The sequence below is a fragment of the Aeromonas sp. 600724 genome, assembly GCF_049175135.1.
In the GTDB taxonomy this organism is placed as follows: domain Bacteria; phylum Pseudomonadota; class Gammaproteobacteria; order Enterobacterales; family Aeromonadaceae; genus Aeromonas; species Aeromonas veronii_A.
On the sequence record NZ_JAAKUM010000023.1, the window covers coordinates 1 to 18,599 of the forward strand.

Sequence of the window (18,599 nt, forward strand, 5' to 3'; positions counted from 1 at the left end):
TCAGAAGTGAAACGCGGTAGCGCCGATGGTAGTGTGGCATTCGCCATGCGAGAGTAGGACACTGCCAGGCACCCAATACAAGAAACCCTGCTCAATGAGCGGGGTTTTTTATTGCCTGAAAATCAGCAAATCGTCTGATTATTGACCTTTTATTACCTCTTCTTTTGCTGTTTAGTCTGTTTTCACTCCTCAATTTTCTCCGCAACTGCCATCGCCGCTGGCGGTGGTTGTCGCTATAATGGCCGCCCTCAAGCAAGGTGGTGGTATGAAAGCAGAATATTTACAGCGATTCGGGGGCATTGCCCGTCTTTATGGTCAGAACGCCCTGCGTTCCTTTAGCCAGGCCAAGGTCTGTGTGGTGGGGATCGGCGGTGTGGGCTCTTGGGCGGCCGAGGCGCTGGCCCGTGCCGGTATCAACCAGATCACCCTGATCGACATGGACGATATCTGCATCACCAACATCAATCGCCAGATCCACGCTATGCAGGGTACGGTCGGTCGCCTCAAGACCGAGGTGATGGCCGAGCGTATTCGCGCCATCAACCCGGATTGCGAGGTGATCGAGGTGGATGATTTCGTCACCGCCGATAACCTGGCCGAGCATATCAAGCGGGAGTTTGACTATGTGGTGGACGCCATCGACTCGGTCAAGGCCAAGGTGGCGCTGATTGCCTTCTGCAAGCGCAACAAGATCCCGGTGATCGTCGCGGGTGGTGCCGGCGGGCAGATGGATCCGACCCAAATCACCGTGGCCGATCTGGCCAAGACCATTCAGGATCCGCTCGCTGCGAAGGTTCGCTCCGACCTGCGCCGGTTGCACAACTTCAGCAAGAATCCGGCGCGCAAATTCGGGGTGGAGTGTGTCTTCTCAACCGAGCAGCTGAGTTATCCGGATGGCAATGGCGGTACCTGTCAGGCCAAAGCGGCCAGCGATGGCACCATGAAGATGGATTGCGCCTCCGGTTTTGGCGCCGTGACGCCGGTGACGGCAACCTTCGGGATGGTTGCCGCGTCCCGGGTATTGAAGAAGATTGCCGAGCGGGGCGCCCGCGCCGAGAAAGATAGCGGGAATGAAGAAGCTTGATCGATTGGCGAAGCCTAATCGACCGCTGAACAGAGCGGGTTAGACAGCCTGTTCCCGGATCGCCAGCACGATCGCTCTGAGCCCGTTACCCCGTGACGGGCTCAAGTGCTTCTCCAGCCCCAGTTCGGTGAAATAGCCTTCCATATCAAAGGCCTGGATCGCTACAGACGATTGGTGGTTGAGCGCTGCCAGCACGATGACGATAAGGCCCCGCACGATGCGGGCATCGGAATCACAAGCAAAGTGCCAGCAACCATCCTCGCTTTGCTCTCCCTTCAGCCACGCCTGGCTTTCACAACCCTTGAGGCGGAACTCCTCCTGCTGCCATTCGCCGGGTAGCGCTGGCAGCTGTTTGCCGAGCTGGATGATGAGCCGGTACTGGTTCTCCCAGCCGTGAGCGGCGGCAAACTGCTGGCGGATGGTGTCGGCGTTGGGCTCAAGGCCAATCTGGGTATAGCTTGCGAGGTCACTCATTCGGTTGTCTGCCTTAGAAGAAGTCACTGAGTTTGTGCAGGGCGGCCAGCAGGGTGTCGACATCATCCCGATTGTTGTAGCAAGCCAGCGAGGCGCGCATGGTGCCGCCGATCCCGAGCGACTCCATCAGCGGCATGGCGCAGTGATGGCCGACTCGCAGGGCGATCCCCTGCATGTCGAGCAGGGTAGCAGCATCTTGCGGGTGGATGTCGTCGAGCAAGAAAGAGACCGCACCGGCGCGTTGGCTGGGTTCGCCGACCAGACGCAACCCCGGCACCTGTTGCAGGCCAGCGACCAGATAGTCGGTCAGTGCCTGCTCATGTTGGGCGAGCCATTGCCGATCTTGCGCCATCACAAAGTCGATGGCGGCGGCGAGGCCGATAGCGCCAGCGATATGGGGGGTGCCCGCCTCGAATTTGAAAGGCAGGGTGTTGAAGGTGGTGCCGCTGAAACTGACCCGATCGATCATCTCGCCACCTGTTTGCCAGGGCGGCATCCGTTCCAATAGCTCGGTGCGGCCCCACAGCACGCCGATGCCGGTCGGGCCATAGAGCTTGTGGCCGGAGAAGGCATAGAAGTCGCAACCGATGGCCTGTACATCCACCTCGAGATGAGCCACCGCCTGGGCGCCGTCGATCAGCGTCACGGCGCCAACCGTTTTGGCGGCCGCCACCATCTCTTTGACTGGATTGACGGTGCCAAGGGCATTGGATACGTGGGCCACGCTCACCAGCCGGGTGCGTGGCCCCAGCATGGCGTGATAGGCGGCCAGATCGAGATCGCCCCGCTCATCGAGGGGGATAACCCGGATGACTGCGCCGGTGCGCTGGGCGACCAGCTGCCATGGGACGATATTGGCGTGGTGCTCCAGCGTGCTGAGGATGATTTCCTCCCCCGCCTTGAGCTCGCTCATCCCCCAGCTCTGGGCTACCAGATTGATCGCTTCCGTGGTGCCGCGGGTCCAGATCACCTCTTGGCTGCGGGGTGCATTGATGAAGCGGGCGACCGTCTCGCGGGCGGCCTCGAAGGCGCGGGTTGCGCGACCACTCAGCGCATGGGCTGCGCGGTGCACGTTGGCGTTGTCGGCCCCATAGTAGTGAGCGATGGCATCCAGAACCGCTTGCGGCTTCTGGGTGGTGGCGGCGTTGTCCAGATAGACCAGAGGGTGGCCGTTTACCTCCTGCGCCAAGGCCGGAAACTGGCTGCGCAGTTGGTCGTGCTGTTGCTGATTCATGTTCCCCTCATCATCTGGAAAAAGTCATCATCTCGAAAGGTCGGCCATGATCCTGAAAATAGCGCCCGAACACAAGGCGCGATAAGCCAGATGGGCGGTTGCCTGCCGTGCAGCAGGTACGGCTCGTCGGGTGATTTCTGGTACAATGCCGCCCCTCATCATAAGCCAAGAGATCCGGCCCATGAAGCTCAACCCCAATCAGAACGAAGCGGTCAAGTATGTCTCCGGCCCTTGCCTGGTGCTGGCGGGTGCCGGATCGGGCAAGACCCGCGTCATCACCAACAAGATTGCCTATCTGGTGCAGCAGTGCGGCTACAGTGCGCGCAACATCGCTGCGGTCACCTTTACCAACAAGGCGGCGCGGGAGATGAAGGAGCGGGTCGGCCAGACCCTGGGACGTAAGGAGGCGCGGGGGCTGATGGTCTCCACCTTCCATACACTGGGTCTCGATATCATTCGTCGTGAGCACAAGAGCCTGAATCTCAAGGCCAACTTCTCCCTGTTCGATGACACCGACCAGCTGGCGCTGCTGAAAGAATTGACTGAAGACGAGCTCGACAACGACAAGGACAAGCTCTCGGCCCTTATCAGCCAAATCTCCAACTGGAAGAACGACCTTATCCTGCCCGCCCGTGCCATGCGCATCGCCCGCGGGCCGGAAGAGGTGCTGATGGCCCAGCTCTACGAGCGCTATCACCGCCAGATGGTGGCCTATAACGCGCTGGATTTTGACGACCTCATCGTGATGCCGACCCTGCTGCTCAAGAGCAATCAGGAGGTGCGTGAGCGCTGGCAGAACAAGATCCGCTATCTGCTGGTCGATGAGTACCAAGACACCAACACCAGCCAGTACGAGCTGGTGAAGCAGATCGTCGGCGAGCGTGCCCGTTTTACCGTGGTAGGGGACGATGACCAGTCCATCTACTCCTGGCGCGGTGCCAAGCCGCAGAATCTGGTGCTGCTGAGTGAAGATTTCCCCAGCCTCAAGCTGATCAAGCTGGAGCAGAACTACCGCTCCAAGCGGCGGATCCTCAAGTGCGCCAACATCCTGATCGCCAACAACCCGCACGTCTATGACAAGGCGCTCTTCTCCGAGTTGGATGAAGGGGTGAAGCTCAAGGTACTGTTCGCCAAGAACGAGGAGCACGAAGCGGAGCGGATCGCCGCCGAGATGATGGGTCACAAGTTTATGAACCGCACCCGGTTCAAGGATTACGCCATCCTCTATCGGGGCAACCATCAGTCGCGCATCTTCGAGAAGGCGCTGATGACCAACCGGATTCCTTACCGTATCTCCGGCGGCACCTCGTTTTTCTCCCGCACCGAGATCAAGGACATCATGGCCTACCTCAAGCTGCTGGTGAATCCGGATGAGGACACCGCCTTCCTGCGGGTGGTCAACCTGCCGCGCCGCGAGATTGGCCCCACCACCCTCGAAAAACTGGGTCAGTATGCCAATCAGCGTGGCAAGAGCCTGTTTGCCGCCAGCTTCGAGCTGGGGCTGGAGCAACACCTCTCCGGTCGTGGCCTTGCGGCCCTGCAGGCATTTACCAACTGGCTGGTTCGCCTTGGCGATCAGGCGCTGCGTGGCAATCCGGTGGAGGCGGTGCGGGATATGATCAAGGAGATCCACTACGAAGAGTGGCTCTACGAGACCTCCCCCAGCCCGAAAGCGGCCGAGATGCGGATGCAGAACGTTTCTACTCTCTATCGCTGGATCACCGAGATGCTGGAAGGGGATGAGCTTGAGGAGTCGATGACGCTGGCACAGGTGGTCACTCGCCTCACCCTGCGCGATATGATGGAGCGCAACGAGGGGGAGGATGATGCCGATCAGGTGCAGTTGATGACCCTGCACGCCTCCAAGGGGTTGGAGTTCCCCTATGTCTACATGGTGGGGATGGAGGAGGGCTTGCTCCCCCACCAGACCAGCATCGATGAGGACAATGTGGAGGAGGAGCGGCGTCTCGCCTACGTGGGCATCACCCGGGCCCAGACCGAGCTGACCTTTACCCTCTGCAAGGAGCGGCGCCAGTTTGGCGAGTCGGTACGGCCAGAGCCGAGCCGCTTCCTGCTGGAGCTGCCGCAGGATGACCTTGAATGGGAAAACCAGAAGAAGGTGACTGCCGAGGAGCGCCAGCAGAAGGGGCAGATGGCGGTGGCCAATCTGCGCGCCATGTTCAAGAAAGATTAGGAGGTTGCGTTGCCGGGGGATAGCAGTGGAATGATGTCTGCTCCCGGCATGGGGGGAGATATATAGCGTCCTTGCCCCATCCGGCAGCCGATATCTATCAGCTTCTGTAACTGCTGCTGGTTCTCAATGCCTTCAACCACAAGGGTGTAATCGAGATCCTGACAGATATCCCGCATGGCGCGGATCAGCGCCAGATCTTTGGGGGACTGCAGCATCCGCTGGGTAAAGCTGTCATCCACCTTGATGTAATCTACCGGGAAATGGAACAGGGCGTTGAGGGAGGAGAAGCCGGTACCAAAGTCGTCCAGGCTGATCTGAATGCCCTTGGCACGCAGTTCATGCAGGGAGGCCAGCGCATCGGAATCCTGCCGCGACAGCTCCCGCTCGTTGAATTCAAAGATCAGATAGCCTGGTGCTATCCCCTCCTCATCGATAATGTCCACCAACCGCATGATGTGATCATGGTTGACCAGATGTTTGCCGGAGAGGTTGATGGCGACCTTGAACTTGCTCTGGCCCGAGATCGGAAGCCACACTTTCAGTTGCTGGCAGGTGTGGCGCAGGATCTGATAATCCAGCTCCAGAATCAGGCCACATTGCTCCGCCAGCGGAATAAAGTCGAATGCATCCTTCAGAATTCCCTCTTCGGTCAGCCAGCGCGCCATCACCTCCAGACCGGTCAGGCGGCTATCCTGTAGCCGGATCACCGGTTGGTAGTAGGGGACGATACGCCCTTCCCGCAGGGCCCGAGCCAGCATCTCTTCCGGCGAATTCCAGTTCTGGTTGATGCAATCATCCGAGTAGCTGACGATGCGGCTGCGGCCATTGCGTTTGGCCTGGTACATGGCCAGATCGGCCTGGTGGAGTAACTGGCTGATATCCGATGTCTGTTCGGACACACTCGATACCCCCAGGCTGACGGTAATACTCAGCTCATTGCCAAGCAGCCGGAACGGATAGGAGAGGCGGCTGATGATACGGTTGAGCACCGGGCTGATGTCATCTTCATGTTTGCTGCTATCGAGATAGATGACGAACTCGTCGCCCCCCAATCTGGCCACCATATCGTTTTGCCGGATGCAGGTCTGGAGGCGGCGGCTTACCTCCTTGAGCAGCTGATCACCAGCACTGTGGCCCAGGGTGTCATTGATCTGCTTGAAGTGATCCACATCGATGAAGATCACCGCAAACCCCGGTGACTTGTAGCGGTTGTAGTGGGTCATGGCTTGATTGAGGTGGTTCATCAACAGTGCCCGGTTCGGTAGCTGGGTCAGCGGGTCGTGAAGCGCATCGAATTGCAGCCGCCGTTCCAGCTCCTGATGCTGCTTGAGCTGCTTTTGCAGCCTGAGGTTGGTCTGACGCAGCTGTTGCAGCCGCTGGTTGATGGAGTCTTCACTATTGATGTCGTTAAGCTGCTGGCGGATCCGCTTCAGCTCCAACAGCAGGGTGAGCTGACCACGCAGGAAGTCGAGAAACAGCTTGTCGTCTGTCTCCAGCGGTTGCGCGGTGCTGATGATGAAGTGGGCGAAGTACTGTTGTTGCAGCCGTAGCGGCATGCTGTGCCAGTAGGTTGCCTCCCTGTTGACCTCGATATTGCTGGTGCTGTGGCACAAACCGCTGATGAATTCGTCGCTTTGACGAGGATGTGCGGGATAAATCTTCTCAAGCGTATGGCTGTGGAGCCTGACCAGCAGCATATCCTCAATGGCGAGCATCTGGCGCAGCACCGCCTCCAGCTGGGAGAAGAGCGCCTGACCGGGCAGGGTGTTGGCCAGTCGCATGATGCGGCTGATGCTCTCGATTTTCTTTTTCCAGTTCGGGTCTTTGCGGATCAGCGGAGAAGGCAGCTCGGTGAGATGGGAGCCCGCTTGGGTTTCGGTCAGCCGTTTGGATAGACACTCCAGCAGCAGGCGTAATGTGGGCAGGTCGGATGGTTCGCCGCGAGCCAGCAGCCACTGCACCTGACCATGTTCGATAGGAAAGACGCACCACCCTTCGGCCTCATCGAGCTGGGTGAGCTGATCGGTGATGCGGGACTGCTCCCGCCCCAGTTGTTGCTTGAAGGTATCGCTGATTTTGTAGGCGTAGAGCCAGTTCAGACCACTGTCGGAGAGGCCCAGCATGCCGAAATGCTGCAACGGGCAGAGCTGGTTTATCTGCTTTATCAGATCATCATAATCGCTGCTCTGCGCTGTAGGGGGAGCCGGAAAATCCATAATGGCAGAGACCAACGCCAGCAGAGGAGTTGAGTAGTGGGATTCGGTGGAATGGGGCGACATGAGCAACTCCCGACTATGCCTACCCTACAAGAGTAGTCGGAAGCCGATAGATTGAAAGGGCCGCAATTGCGGCCCTTTCAAATACTTAGAGGTTGTCAGTCATGTAGTGAATGGCGTTTTCAATCTCTTCGTCGCTGCAGCTCGCACAAGTGCCGCGTGGAGGCATCATGCCGGACTTGCCGGTGAAGCCTTCGATGGCATGTTTCTTGAGAGTATCAATGCCCTGAGCGATGCGAGGATCCCAGGCGGCCTTGTCACCCCGTTTGGGGGCACCGGCGGCGCCGGTGTCGTGACAGGCAAAGCAGGCGCCCTTGTATACCGTTTCGCCATCGCGGGGACCGGAAGAGGCGGCCGCCGTCGGTGCAGCACTCGCGCCGGCAATACCTTCCAGATCCTTGGCGGTATAGACCTGACCGATTGGTTTGATCCGCTCGGCAATGGCCTCCGGTGACATCTCATCGGCAGCAAGCACTGCCCCAGACAAGCTGGCGGCCGTCATCCCGACAGCCAGCAAATAGCTCAGTTTTTTCAACACGCTCATATACTCCCAGCAGTCTTTTATTATCCATGTAAACGACGGGATTATAACCGAATAGTTACAGCCATTTAAACGCTTGTGTGTGAAGTGTTAAACACTCTGCGTACAAAGTTTTGGCCGATATCACGGCAATTCGGGCGGTGGAGATAAAAAGAAACCCGGCATTCGCCGGGTTTCGGTTAACCAAGGGGTGAAACGGCCTATTTATCCCAGCTCAGGATCACCTTGCCGGAGTGGCCGGAGCGCATCGCATCGAACCCCTGCTGGAATTCGTCGATGTGGAATCTGTGGGTGATGATGGGGGAGAGATCCAGCCCGGACTGGATCAGGCTGGCCATTTTGTACCAGGTCTCGAACATCTCGCGGCCATAGATCCCTTTGATAAACAGCCCCTTGAAGATCACCTTGTTCCAGTCGATGGCCATGGTGGAGGGGGGAATGCCGAGCATGGCGATCTTGCCGCCATGGTTCATCTTGTCGAGCATCTCCTGGAAGGCGCTCGGGACGCCGGACATCTCCAGCCCCACGTCGAAGCCTTCGGTCATGCCCAGCTCGCTCATCACGTCGGCCAACTTCTCCTTGGCCACGTTGACCGCGCGGGTAGCGCCCATCTTGCGGGCCAGCTCCAGTCGATATTCGTTGACGTCGGTGATCACCACGTGGCGCGCACCCACATGGCGGCAGACGGCGGCGGCCATGATGCCGATGGGGCCTGCCCCGGTAATGAGCACATCTTCACCCACCAGATCGAAGGAGAGGGCGGTGTGCACCGCATTGCCGAACGGGTCGAAGATGGCAGCCAGCTCGTCCGGGATATTGTCCGGCAGCTTGAAGGCGTTGAATGCGGGGATCACCAGATACTCGGCAAAGGCGCCCGGGCGGTTGACGCCAACACCAATGGTGTTGCGGCAGAGGTGAGTGCGGCCAGCGCGGCAGTTACGGCAGTGACCGCAGGTGATATGCCCTTCACCGGAGACCCGATCGCCGATGGCGAAGCCGCGCACCTCCTGACCGATGGCGACCACTTCCCCAACATATTCATGGCCGACCACCATGGGTACCGGAATGGTCTTCTGGGACCACTCGTCCCAGTTGTAGATGTGGATATCGGTGCCGCAGATGGCGGTTTTGCGGATCTTGATCAGCAGGTCGTTGTGGCCGAGCTCGGGGGCCGGCACATCCGTCATCCAGATGCCGACCTCTTTGTGCAGTTTGGAGAGTGCTTTCATGGCTGTTCCTTCAATATGAATGCAGAAAAAAGGGGCTGCAGCCCCTTGATTCAAATCAGATAACGCCGAGTTCACGGCCGATGCGGATAAAGGCGTCGATCGCCTTGTCCAGCTGCTCGCGGGTGTGGGCGGCAGACATCTGGGTGCGAATGCGCGCCTGACCCTTGGGCACGACCGGGAAGGAGAAGCCCACCACATAGATGCCGGCTGCCAGCATGCGGCTTGCCATTTCGGAGGCGAGTTTGGCATCCCCCAGCATCACCGGAATGATGGCGTGGTCGGCGCCTGCCAAGGTGAAACCGGCGGCGCTCATCCGCTCGCGGAAGTAACGGCTGTTCTCTTTCAGGCGGGCGCGCAGGTCGTGACCCTCGGCCAGCATGTCGATCACCTTGATAGTGGCGGCAACGATGGAGGGGGCCAGCGAGTTGGAGAAGAGGTAAGGGCGGGAGCGCTGACGCAGCCAGTCGATCACCTCTTTCTTGCCGGAGGTATAGCCGCCGGATGCGCCGCCGAGCGCCTTGCCCAGAGTGCCGGTGATGATGTCGACCCGATCCATCACGCCACAGTATTCGTGGGTGCCGCGACCGTTTTCGCCGATAAAGCCGACGGCGTGGGAGTCATCCACCATCACCAGCGCATCGTATTTGTCTGCCAGATCGCAGATGGCTTTGAGGTCGGCGATGACCCCATCCATGGAAAAGACGCCGTCGGTGGCGATCAGCTTGAAGCGGGCGCCGTCGGCATCAGCCTGCTTGAGCTGAGCTTCCAGTTCGGCCATGTCGTTGTTGGCGTAGCGATAACGCTTGGCCTTGCACAGCCGCACGCCGTCGATGATGGAGGCGTGGTTGAGGGCATCGGAGATGATGGCATCTTCGGCGCCGAACAGGGTCTCGAACAGGCCGCCATTGGCGTCGAAGCAGGAGGAGTAGAGGATGGTGTCTTCAGTGCCGAGGAAGGCAGACATCTTCTGCTCCAGCGCTTTGTGCTGATCCTGGGTGCCGCAGATGAAGCGTACCGAGGCCATGCCGAAGCCGTGGCTGTCGAGTCCCTGATGGGCGGCGGCGATCAGATCCGGGTGGTTGGCCAATCCCAGATAGTTGTTGGCACAGAAGTTCAGTACCTGCTCACCGCCGACGGCGATGCTGGCCTGTTGGGCGGAGGTGATGATGCGCTCCTGCTTGTACAACCCTTCAGCTTGCACCTGGTTCAGTTGCTCGGTCAGGTGACGATAGAATCCGTTAGACATCCTCGATCCTTAGTGGCTATTTCAGCTGCGTATCAACAGAGGGCGACATTTTACTGCAATCTGTTGCGGTAAATTCAAATGATTGTGCTGATATTCAACAAATGTGAAACAGATCTCACCCAGCTGGTTGGGCCAGCTGACGGTAGTGTTGTTCCAGCTGCTGGATCTGTCCGGCTACCTGGGGTTGCACATAGGGGCGCAGCAGGAACAGCACCTTCAACACGCCCTGATAGAGCAGAGGTTTGGTGATGCGGGTGTTGGGGGCCTGGGCAATCTGGAAGGGGATCCAGCAGGTCACCACCATCTTGATGGTCTGTCCCAGATCCGGCAGGTCTTCATCGCTGACATCGATAATGCCCCCTTCGCGCAGGCTTCTGAGCAGCGCGACCACGGAAGAACGCATCTGCTCCTGGGCCTTGAGGTACTTCTGTTGCAGCGGTTCGTCACGGCTCAGGATGTCCGGCAGGTTGGCGTAGAAGAAGCGGAACTGCCACATCAGATAGAAGATGGCATCGAGATAGCCCATCAGATCCTGCAGGGTGATTTCATGGTTGCGGGTCGGCACGAAGCTCTCGCTCAGGTGACGGGCATACTGGTCGAAGATGGAGTGGATGATGTCTTCTTTATTGCGGAAGTGGTAGTAGAGGTTGCCCGGGCTGATACCCATGTGCGCCGCAATGTGGTTGGTGGTGATGTTGCGTTCACCCTGATCGTTGAACAGCTCGGTCGCGCTGTGAATGATCCTGTCTCTGGTTTTCATCACTCATTCCTCCAACAGGTTCCGCTCGGGGCAGTTTTGAACAAGGTCGAATCCCCGGACGGCCCGTGATAAACTTTTCGGCAATTTCAAATTGGCTCACTATACACAGCTTTAACAAGCAGTCACATGTAGCCATCAACGTACGAGAGGCAAACTCCATGATCGTAGTAACTGGCGGTGCTGGCTTTATCGGCAGCAATCTGGTCAAGCAGCTGAACGCTCAAGGACGGACCGATATCGTGGTCATTGATGACCTGACCGACGGCACCAAGTTCGTCAACCTGGTCGATCTGACCATCGCTGACTACATGGACAAAGATGAGTTTCAGGCGCGCATCGTCTCCGGTGACGAGTTTGAAGAGTGGGACAACGGCATCGAGGTGATCTTCCACGAAGGTGCCTGCTCTGCCACCACCGAGTGGAACGGCAAGTTCATCATGGAGGTCAATTACGAGTACTCCAAGGATCTGTTCCACTACTGCATCGAGCGTGAAATTCCGTTCATCTACGCCTCTTCTGCCGCGACCTACGGTGGCCGCAACGACAACTTCATCGAAGATCCCAAGTTCGAGCAGCCGCTCAACGTCTATGGCTACTCCAAGCAGCTGTTTGACCAGTACGTGCGCCGCTGGATGCCGGAGATCAACTCTCAGGTCGTTGGCCTGAAGTACTTCAACGTCTACGGCCCGCGCGAGCAGCACAAAGGCTCTATGGCTTCCGTCGCCTTCCACCTCAATACCCAGGTGAAGAAGGGCGAGAATCCCAAGCTGTTCGAAGGTTGCGATGGCTTCCCGAACGGTGGTCAGATGCGTGACTTCATCTATATCGACGACGTCTGCAAGGTAAACCTCTGGTTCTGGCAGAACCCGCAGCACTCCGGCATCTTCAACTGTGGTACCGGCCGTGCCGAGCCGTTCCAGAACGTGGCCGAAGCGGTGATCAAGCATCATCAGAAGGGTTCTATCGAATACATCCCCTTCCCGGATCACCTCAAGGGTCGCTACCAGAGCTTTACCCAGGCCGACATGACCAAGCTGCGCAGCGTGGGTTATGACGCCGAGTTCAAAACCGTTGCCGAAGGGGTAGCGGATTACATGGCCTGGCTCAACCGCTAACGGGTGAGCACAACGCGGCAGTTTGAGCGCAAAACCGGAAGTGGGCACTCGCCTGCTTCCGGTTTCTGGTCTCTGTGGCTGCTTGCCGTTCCTCTCTTCTCTACCGGGTAACCACGCGATGAATATATTGATGGCTCTCTCCCAACTCGAGGTAACGGGAGCTGAGGTCTATGCCACCACGGTCGGTAACGAACTGACCCGGCGTGGTCACAACGTCTTTTATGTGTCAGATACCCTGACCAAGCCGACGCTTGGCCCCGTCTTCAAACTGAGATTCAACAAGCGCAGTATTCTGCGCCGCTTCTGGCACGTCTTCTACCTTATCTATCTCATCAAGAAGCACCATATCCAGTTGGTGCATGCTCACTCCCGCGCCTCCGGCTGGAGCAGCTATGTGGCTTGCAAGCTGACTGGCACCCCGATGATCACCACGGTGCATGGTCGCCAGCCAGTGCACGCTTCGCGCAAGGCCTTCCATGCACTCGGCTATCGGGCGGTTGCCGTTTGTGAGGATATTGCCCATCAGATTGTCGACAATCTGGGGGTAGATCCCGCGATCGTGCAGGTGCTGCGCAACGGTATCGAGACCGACAAATTCCAGCCTGTGCTTGTGCCGGACAACCCAAAGCCGGTGATTGCCATCATCGGGCGCCTGAGTGGCCCCAAAGGAGAGCTCTGTTACCGTCTGCTCGATGAAGTGCTCGACCTGGATGCCTGCAAGGTGCGGATTGTCAGCGGTACCAAGGTACCGGAGCGCTTTGCCCGTTTCGAAGGACGCACCGAGTTTGTTGGCTATGTCGATGATGTGCCCGCTCTGCTGGCGAGTTGCGATCTGGTGATTGGTGCCGGTCGGGTAGCGATGGAAGCACTGCTCTGTGGTCGGCCCGCCTTTGCCATTGGTGAAGCCAGGGCCATTGGTCTGGTGACGGAACGAAATCTGGACGAGGCGCTGGCGAGTAATTTTGGCGATATCGGTCCCAAGGATCTGGCTATCGATTTTGCTGCCCTGAAGGGAGAAATCGAATCCGCCCTCGCAAGCAAGGTGGTGCCGGAAGTCATTCGGCAGCGCATTCAGGATGAGTATGGCTTGCAGGGGGTAGTATCCGGCCTCGAAACCATCTATCAGGATGCGGTGGTTGAAACCCTGCGCCGCGAGATGCCGGTCATCATGTACCACCGCTTTATCGAACAGGATAGCGAGAAAGGGGTGCACGGCACCTGGATGCCGATCACCATGTTCGAGAAGCATCTGCGCCTGATGAAGTGGCTCGGCTACGAGACCCTGACTTTCCGCGATTTGGCGGACAAAGGCTTTATCCACCGTCTGCAATACGGCAAGAAGTACCTGATGATCACCGCCGATGACGGCTATCAGGACAACCTGACCCGCATGCTGCCACTGCTGGAAAAATATGGTTACAAAGCTGTGGTGTACGTAGTCACAGGTGAAGGTTATAACCGTTGGGATGTGGAGCATCCGACCAATCCGGATACCAAGGTTTCGCTAATGAGTGGTGAGCAGGTCAAAGCGCTGGCCGCCAGCGGTCATGTGGAAATTGGTGGTCATACCCTGACCCATCCCCGCTTGAGCAAGCTCACACCCGAACAACAAGCCCATGAAATTCAGGAGAATAAACGCCAACTGGAGGCCCTGCTTGGCCATCCGCTGCTCTCGTTTGCCTACCCTTACGGAGATATGGATGAGAGTGCCAAGGAACAGGCTATCACCGCCGGGTATCGTTTTGCTGTCGCTACCAATAGCGGCCCCAAAGCAATGCACCAGGACCCTTTCCAGATCCGCCGGATTGCCATCTTCCCCCGTACCGATGTATTCGGGCTGTGGCGAAAAATTCGTGGGAATTATGTGTTCAGGAAATAACTTGTGAATTTAGATAATAATTGCCTACGACTAAATATTATTGTGCAATTTGCAGCTTTTTTATTTGGCGCAATAGTTTTAACGGTCCCCAGTGGCTATGGATATGGGCCCAGCATTTTAGTTTTGGCAAGTGTTTTTGTCTTTTGGCGTAAAAAATATTATTTGGCAATGAGTTCAGAGGTGAAAATATTATCATATATATTCATCTCTTTTTTTGTCATCCAAGCAGTATCAATCGGGATTGATGGTGGCGCTCTCAAAGAGTTAGACCGACCAAGTCGCTTGTTAATGGCTGCAATGACCTTACCTTTATTAAGTGTGTTCCCCATTAACATAAACGTTCTTATTGCTGGCCTCTCTATAGGAGCAGTGAGTTCAGGTCTAATCGCAATATATGAAAAGTTTTATCTTGGAATGCCTCGAGCTTTTGATGAAAGCATGCCAATTCAGTCAGGAAACATCAGCATGACATTGGCATTGTTATGTCTGTGTGCTTTTTTCTGGTTCCGCCATTTAGGGAAGAAAAACATTGCTGCCTTTATGCTTCTTTCATTTTTAATGGGGGGGATAGGCAGTTTTCTCTCCGGGACCAGAGGTGGCTGGGTTTTACTTCCAATCGTCTTGTTTACAATAGTTTTTTATTTTAGAAAACAGCTATCCCTCAAAGATGGTCTCTATGCAAGCACTGTATGTGCCTTGTTGCTTTTCTTGGCTATGCTTCCGCAAAGTGGCGTAATGGATAGGATATATAATGCAAAAGCGGATGTTGTTCATTATTTTGATGGTGTGAATCCGGATACATCTCTAGGCATTCGATTGCAGTTGTGGGAAAGTGCATATAACTCTTTTTTGGAAAAACCAATTTTTGGTTGGGGAAATAACGGCATTCGCTTATCACAATTAAACCAATATAATAATGGTTCTATATCCGAGTTCATTTATAATTTTAACTCACATGCACATAATCAATTTTTAGATGAATTGGCTAAACGCGGCATTATAGGCTTCTTGATGTTAGCTCTGCTGTACTTTTATCCACTTTGGGTTGCGAGTAAAAATAGAGATAACTTATTGGTCAGTAGTATGTTGGCGGTTTCATCATTAACTCTTGTTGATTATAGCTTGAGTCAAGCATTTATAAGTCATAACTCCGGGATGATATTCTTCATGTTTTTATTTTCGGCTTTAATTACCACAATAAAGGTATCGCCTTTGGAGGGAAGAAAATGATTAAGAAATTGCAATCATGGCGCGATATCATTCGTCGTAAAATAGGGGTTGTGCTTTTTGACCGATCTTTGAAATCAGCTTCAAGTAAAGATGGTGCTATAGTCTTTGTTCGTTGGGATGCCAAATTGGGGGATGCCATAGTATCATCTTGGGTCGCTCGTGAAATAAAAAAGAAGTTTCCAGGCAAAAAAGTAGTTGCAATTACAACCCCTGAGATGAGGTCTTTATTTAAAAACCAATTTCTTTTTGATGAAGTTTATTCTATTCCGAAAAGACCAAGTTATGCAGCACTCGCCTCATTGGCTAGAGATATAGGAGATATTGAATATCTTGTTCATCTTACTAATGAAATGAAGATGAAAGATATTTTCTTTATCTCAAAATTATCTGTAAAAAATGTTATTGGTATAGATGACAAAATAAAATGTGTGAATATTAAAATTGGTCATTTAACCAAGAATATTCACTTCTCACAGAAGTTTGCCTTGGCCGTTAATAAAATGGGGGTTGATAACCCCGATACAGATTATATTGTTCCAGAATATCTTGAAGATGAGTCAAGCGTTAAATCTAGCTGGCCTGATAATCCCACAATCTGTTTTAATCCTTACGGTAGTGGCAGCTCACGAACATTTAATGATGAAAAAATTATCGAGATCCTGAAGGTTATGTTGAGCAAGCCTGGATATAATGTATGTTTGCTCTATCCACCGATAAAGAAAATTGAAACAGAACACAATATCAGGAGAATGCCTGATATCTTAAGGGAAAGAGTTATCACACATGACTCATCCCATTCTTTAGGTGTTCTATTCGCTCAAATAAGAAATAGTATCGGTATCGTGTCTGTAGATACGGCGACAGTACACATTGCCGCAGGGCTGAAAAAACCTATATTTGGAATATATAATGATAATTTTGGTAAAGGTGAAAACCGGGAGTGGTTACCAAATTTTGAGAAAGCCATGGTAATGTATGTTGATGCCAAAAAAGAACAAAATGTAAACTACATTAATATGGAGGAGTTTGAGAATCAATTTAATGATTGGTATATTCAGTACATAGCACAATAATTTAGATTTCTGCACCATAGCCTGGTGCAGAATAAAAATTAAAGCATCGCCTTTATGTATTTATTTACCCATATATCTAGTCTGTATTGATTTTTTATCTCGTCAGATATGTGATGATAAGGGATCGTTAAAAAGTCAGGTGAGACTTTTAGATCTGTATCTGTTATGCAAAATATATTGTTGGGATGAAAGAACGGAAATGTCTCTGCGGTATTGTTATTTGATATTATTTTTTGTTCATAGGCAAGAGACTCAAAGAATCTAAAAGACAAGCCTTTTTGTGACTGGTATCCTATATCAAGAATACAGTGATAAGCCGATGAGATTGCCAATAGTTCATCACCAGTAATTGGCTTGGTAATTATTTCGATTCTCTTGTCTCTTATTTTTTTGATCTTTCGGTGGTGATCAACATAAATCATGATTTTAATTTTTAAGTCTGGGTTGGCATCCAGAAATGCAGTCATAAAGGCGTAGCGTTCACGATCAAAGCTAAAAATACCAAACACATCACCATCATAGTTTCTGTTTGGTTGGAGTGGGGTTAAATTCTTTTTATAGTAGTTAGTTACTGGTGTAAAGCCATATTTTTTAACATCTTGCGGATCAAAGCTCAAAACTTTATCAAAAAGTGAAATGTTTTTGATATTATTTGGCATTCTGAGAGTACTGTCCCACAGGTGGCAAATCATCCTGTTGGTGCATTTTTTGAGCTGTGTCAGATGTTCTGCCGTGTAAATATCAGGATTAGTGAGGATAGTGATATCAAAGTGGCGGTTTTTTGTAAAACCATTCAAAAACTGGGTGGTCGACAGCCAGCTTCTTTCTTGTTTTAAATTTCTTTTAAACAGAGCCTTTGAAATTAAGTTTGATATTCTCTCTACTGGGTGCAGGTAATCATATCTAGATATTTCTCCATTCTCAATAAATGTAACCACGTGTCCTTGTTGTCGCATCTCTTCAACTATCGGGGTAATGAGCCCTGCGTTATCAATACCTATTAATAGGATATTCATTGGATTAGCTCTCAAAATGACATTTCAATGTTATTTCATTAAATTTAATAAACTAAAGTGACATAAATGATTTTATGGTCTCTGTACTAGAGAATGGGCTGTAAAAATGATCTGGTATATGCATTTTATCAATATCCATACGAGATATTTTTTGCGCTATTTTGGGAATGTCAAAAAGGGAGCAAAGGTTATCTTGCAGTGGCCCAGTAAGAATTTCTGCCGGTCCAGACGGGCAATCCACGCTGATTACCGGGGTATGGCAGATGAGTGCTTCAATAAGCACTGTTGGCAGCCCTTCAGCATCGGATGTCAGGATGAGCGCCTGAGCGGTTTTGATATAGGGGTAGGGGTTCTTCTGAAAGTCGATGATCTTCACCTTGTTGGCAAGGTTCATCTCCTCGATCATGGCTTCAATGTGAGGGCGTCGCTCCCCTTTGCCCATCAGAACGAGTGGCGTAGCAACGCCGCTTAGCTGATATGCCTGCAAGAGACGATCGTGGCGTTTTCGTTCTTCGAAAGTGCCGACATGGATGAAATACTTGTCGAATGGCTTGTTGAAAGGCTCATCGGCCAACGCCTGAATTTTCTCGATATCAAACGGATTGTAGATAACCTGACACGATTTTGGTGTGGCTCTTACATTGTGCAAAATGTCGTCCGCGATGCCTCGAGATACGCAGATCAGTTTCTTGCCATTATAGAAACGCTTGAATTTTTCATATCCTTTGGCATTGTCTTTGGCAAAGCCGGTGACATTTCCGTGGATCCAGTAATAAATATTCAGTGTATCAGGCAGGTGTCTGGTAATTTTGTCACATGAGCATGAGATAATTACGTCAGGCGAGATCTCTTGGACTTTTTTCAAGATCAGAGATGCTTGTATTTTTTCAACCGCAACATTGGATATGGCTTTAGTCAGCTTTGTGACAATGCCAAGATTAATCGGGTGAATGTTGTCAGGTAGCGTATGGTCTATTTTTTCCCGCAAGGTAAACAAGGTAACATCGACACCTGCATCTTTTAGCAAGGATGCGGTATTGAGCAGAACCTTTTCCGCACCACCACCATACAAGTCTTCAACAATGAATAAAAACTTTTTAACTGGTGGGGTCATAACTGCTCCGCGGGTCTCATAACTGACTGGTAAATCTACTAAAAATGTGAATCGTAAACGAGCAAAATCAGGTGGCAACTGTTAAAGTCGTTAGCAATTTTTTCAATAGGTGTAGATCAATGATTGGTCTTAGT

General features: G+C 53.1%; 15 protein-coding genes. 6 read left to right on the forward strand and 9 right to left on the reverse strand.

What is annotated here, in order from left to right:
- The first annotated feature begins 265 nt into the window (after window positions 1-265).
- Window positions 266-1,084, forward strand: coding sequence for a tRNA cyclic N6-threonylcarbamoyladenosine(37) synthase TcdA (tcdA, locus tag G5168_RS18720; protein WP_268011228.1), 819 nt, complete (start codon window positions 266-268; stop codon window positions 1,082-1,084).
- A 39-nt stretch (window positions 1,085-1,123) separates the two neighbouring features.
- Here the strand turns inward: tcdA and G5168_RS18725 are convergent, their stop codons facing one another.
- Both G5168_RS18725 and G5168_RS18730 read right to left on the reverse strand, forming a co-directional pair.
- Entirely contained in the window at window positions 1,124-1,558 is a 435-nt protein-coding gene (locus G5168_RS18725) for a SufE family protein (protein ID WP_227341642.1), read from the reverse strand.
- A gap of 13 nt (window positions 1,559-1,571) precedes the next feature.
- The gene (locus G5168_RS18730) at window positions 1,572-2,792 is read right to left on the reverse strand and encodes an aminotransferase class V-fold PLP-dependent enzyme (protein WP_421252570.1); all 1,221 of its coding nucleotides are present in this window, start codon (window positions 2,790-2,792) and stop codon (window positions 1,572-1,574) included.
- A 181-nt stretch (window positions 2,793-2,973) separates the two neighbouring features.
- On the opposite strand from G5168_RS18730, the gene rep reads away from it, so the two are divergent.
- Window positions 2,974-4,986 carry a DNA helicase Rep gene (rep, locus tag G5168_RS18735; protein WP_227341640.1) on the forward strand — a complete coding sequence of 671 codons (2,013 nt, stop codon included), beginning with the start codon at window positions 2,974-2,976 and terminating at the stop codon, window positions 4,984-4,986.
- On the opposite strand, the gene G5168_RS18740 is transcribed toward rep, so the two are convergent.
- The 5 genes from G5168_RS18740 to G5168_RS18760 all read right to left on the reverse strand — a co-directional run bounded on the left by G5168_RS18740 (window position 4,983) and on the right by G5168_RS18760 (window position 11,038).
- Window positions 4,983-7,265: a putative bifunctional diguanylate cyclase/phosphodiesterase gene (locus G5168_RS18740; protein ID WP_216979758.1), complete on the reverse strand. Its 2,283-nt coding sequence runs from the start codon at window positions 7,263-7,265 to the stop codon at window positions 4,983-4,985. The genes rep and G5168_RS18740 overlap by 4 nt on opposite strands.
- 85 nt (window positions 7,266-7,350) lie before the next feature.
- Window positions 7,351-7,806: a c-type cytochrome gene (locus G5168_RS18745; protein WP_227341639.1), complete on the reverse strand. Its 456-nt coding sequence runs from the start codon at window positions 7,804-7,806 to the stop codon at window positions 7,351-7,353.
- A 197-nt stretch (window positions 7,807-8,003) separates the two neighbouring features.
- A complete protein-coding gene (tdh, locus tag G5168_RS18750; RefSeq protein WP_005340852.1) occupies window positions 8,004-9,032 on the reverse strand; it encodes an L-threonine 3-dehydrogenase in 1,029 nt (342 codons plus the stop codon).
- A 55-nt stretch (window positions 9,033-9,087) separates the two neighbouring features.
- Window positions 9,088-10,278: a glycine C-acetyltransferase gene (locus G5168_RS18755; protein ID WP_227341637.1), complete on the reverse strand. Its 1,191-nt coding sequence runs from the start codon at window positions 10,276-10,278 to the stop codon at window positions 9,088-9,090.
- Between the two features lie 115 nt (window positions 10,279-10,393).
- Complete coding sequence (locus G5168_RS18760; RefSeq protein ID WP_227341636.1) at window positions 10,394-11,038, reverse strand: TetR/AcrR family transcriptional regulator; 645 nt, start codon at window positions 11,036-11,038, stop codon at window positions 10,394-10,396.
- A 158-nt stretch (window positions 11,039-11,196) separates the two neighbouring features.
- On the opposite strand from G5168_RS18760, the gene rfaD reads away from it, so the two are divergent.
- The 4 genes from rfaD to G5168_RS18780 all read left to right on the forward strand — a co-directional run bounded on the left by rfaD (window position 11,197) and on the right by G5168_RS18780 (window position 16,335).
- Window positions 11,197-12,153 carry an ADP-glyceromanno-heptose 6-epimerase gene (gene rfaD / locus G5168_RS18765; protein ID WP_040069912.1) on the forward strand — a complete coding sequence of 319 codons (957 nt, stop codon included), beginning with the start codon at window positions 11,197-11,199 and terminating at the stop codon, window positions 12,151-12,153.
- A gap of 118 nt (window positions 12,154-12,271) precedes the next feature.
- Window positions 12,272-14,032, forward strand: coding sequence for a polysaccharide deacetylase family protein (locus G5168_RS18770; RefSeq protein WP_227341635.1), 1,761 nt, complete (start codon window positions 12,272-12,274; stop codon window positions 14,030-14,032).
- A 3-nt stretch (window positions 14,033-14,035) separates the two neighbouring features.
- Window positions 14,036-15,262, forward strand: coding sequence for an O-antigen ligase family protein (locus G5168_RS18775; protein ID WP_227341634.1), 1,227 nt, complete (start codon window positions 14,036-14,038; stop codon window positions 15,260-15,262).
- Window positions 15,259-16,335 carry a glycosyltransferase family 9 protein gene (locus G5168_RS18780; RefSeq protein WP_421252571.1) on the forward strand — a complete coding sequence of 359 codons (1,077 nt, stop codon included), beginning with the start codon at window positions 15,259-15,261 and terminating at the stop codon, window positions 16,333-16,335. Before G5168_RS18775 ends, G5168_RS18780 begins: the two co-directional genes overlap by 4 nt.
- 38 nt (window positions 16,336-16,373) lie before the next feature.
- On the opposite strand, the gene G5168_RS18785 is transcribed toward G5168_RS18780, so the two are convergent.
- Entirely contained in the window at window positions 16,374-17,351 is a 978-nt protein-coding gene (locus G5168_RS18785; RefSeq protein WP_216952610.1) for a hypothetical protein, read from the reverse strand.
- Between the two features lie 52 nt (window positions 17,352-17,403).
- Window positions 17,404-18,465: a glycosyltransferase gene (locus G5168_RS18790; protein WP_216952611.1), complete on the reverse strand. Its 1,062-nt coding sequence runs from the start codon at window positions 18,463-18,465 to the stop codon at window positions 17,404-17,406.
- Window positions 18,466-18,599: the final 134 nt, after the last annotated feature.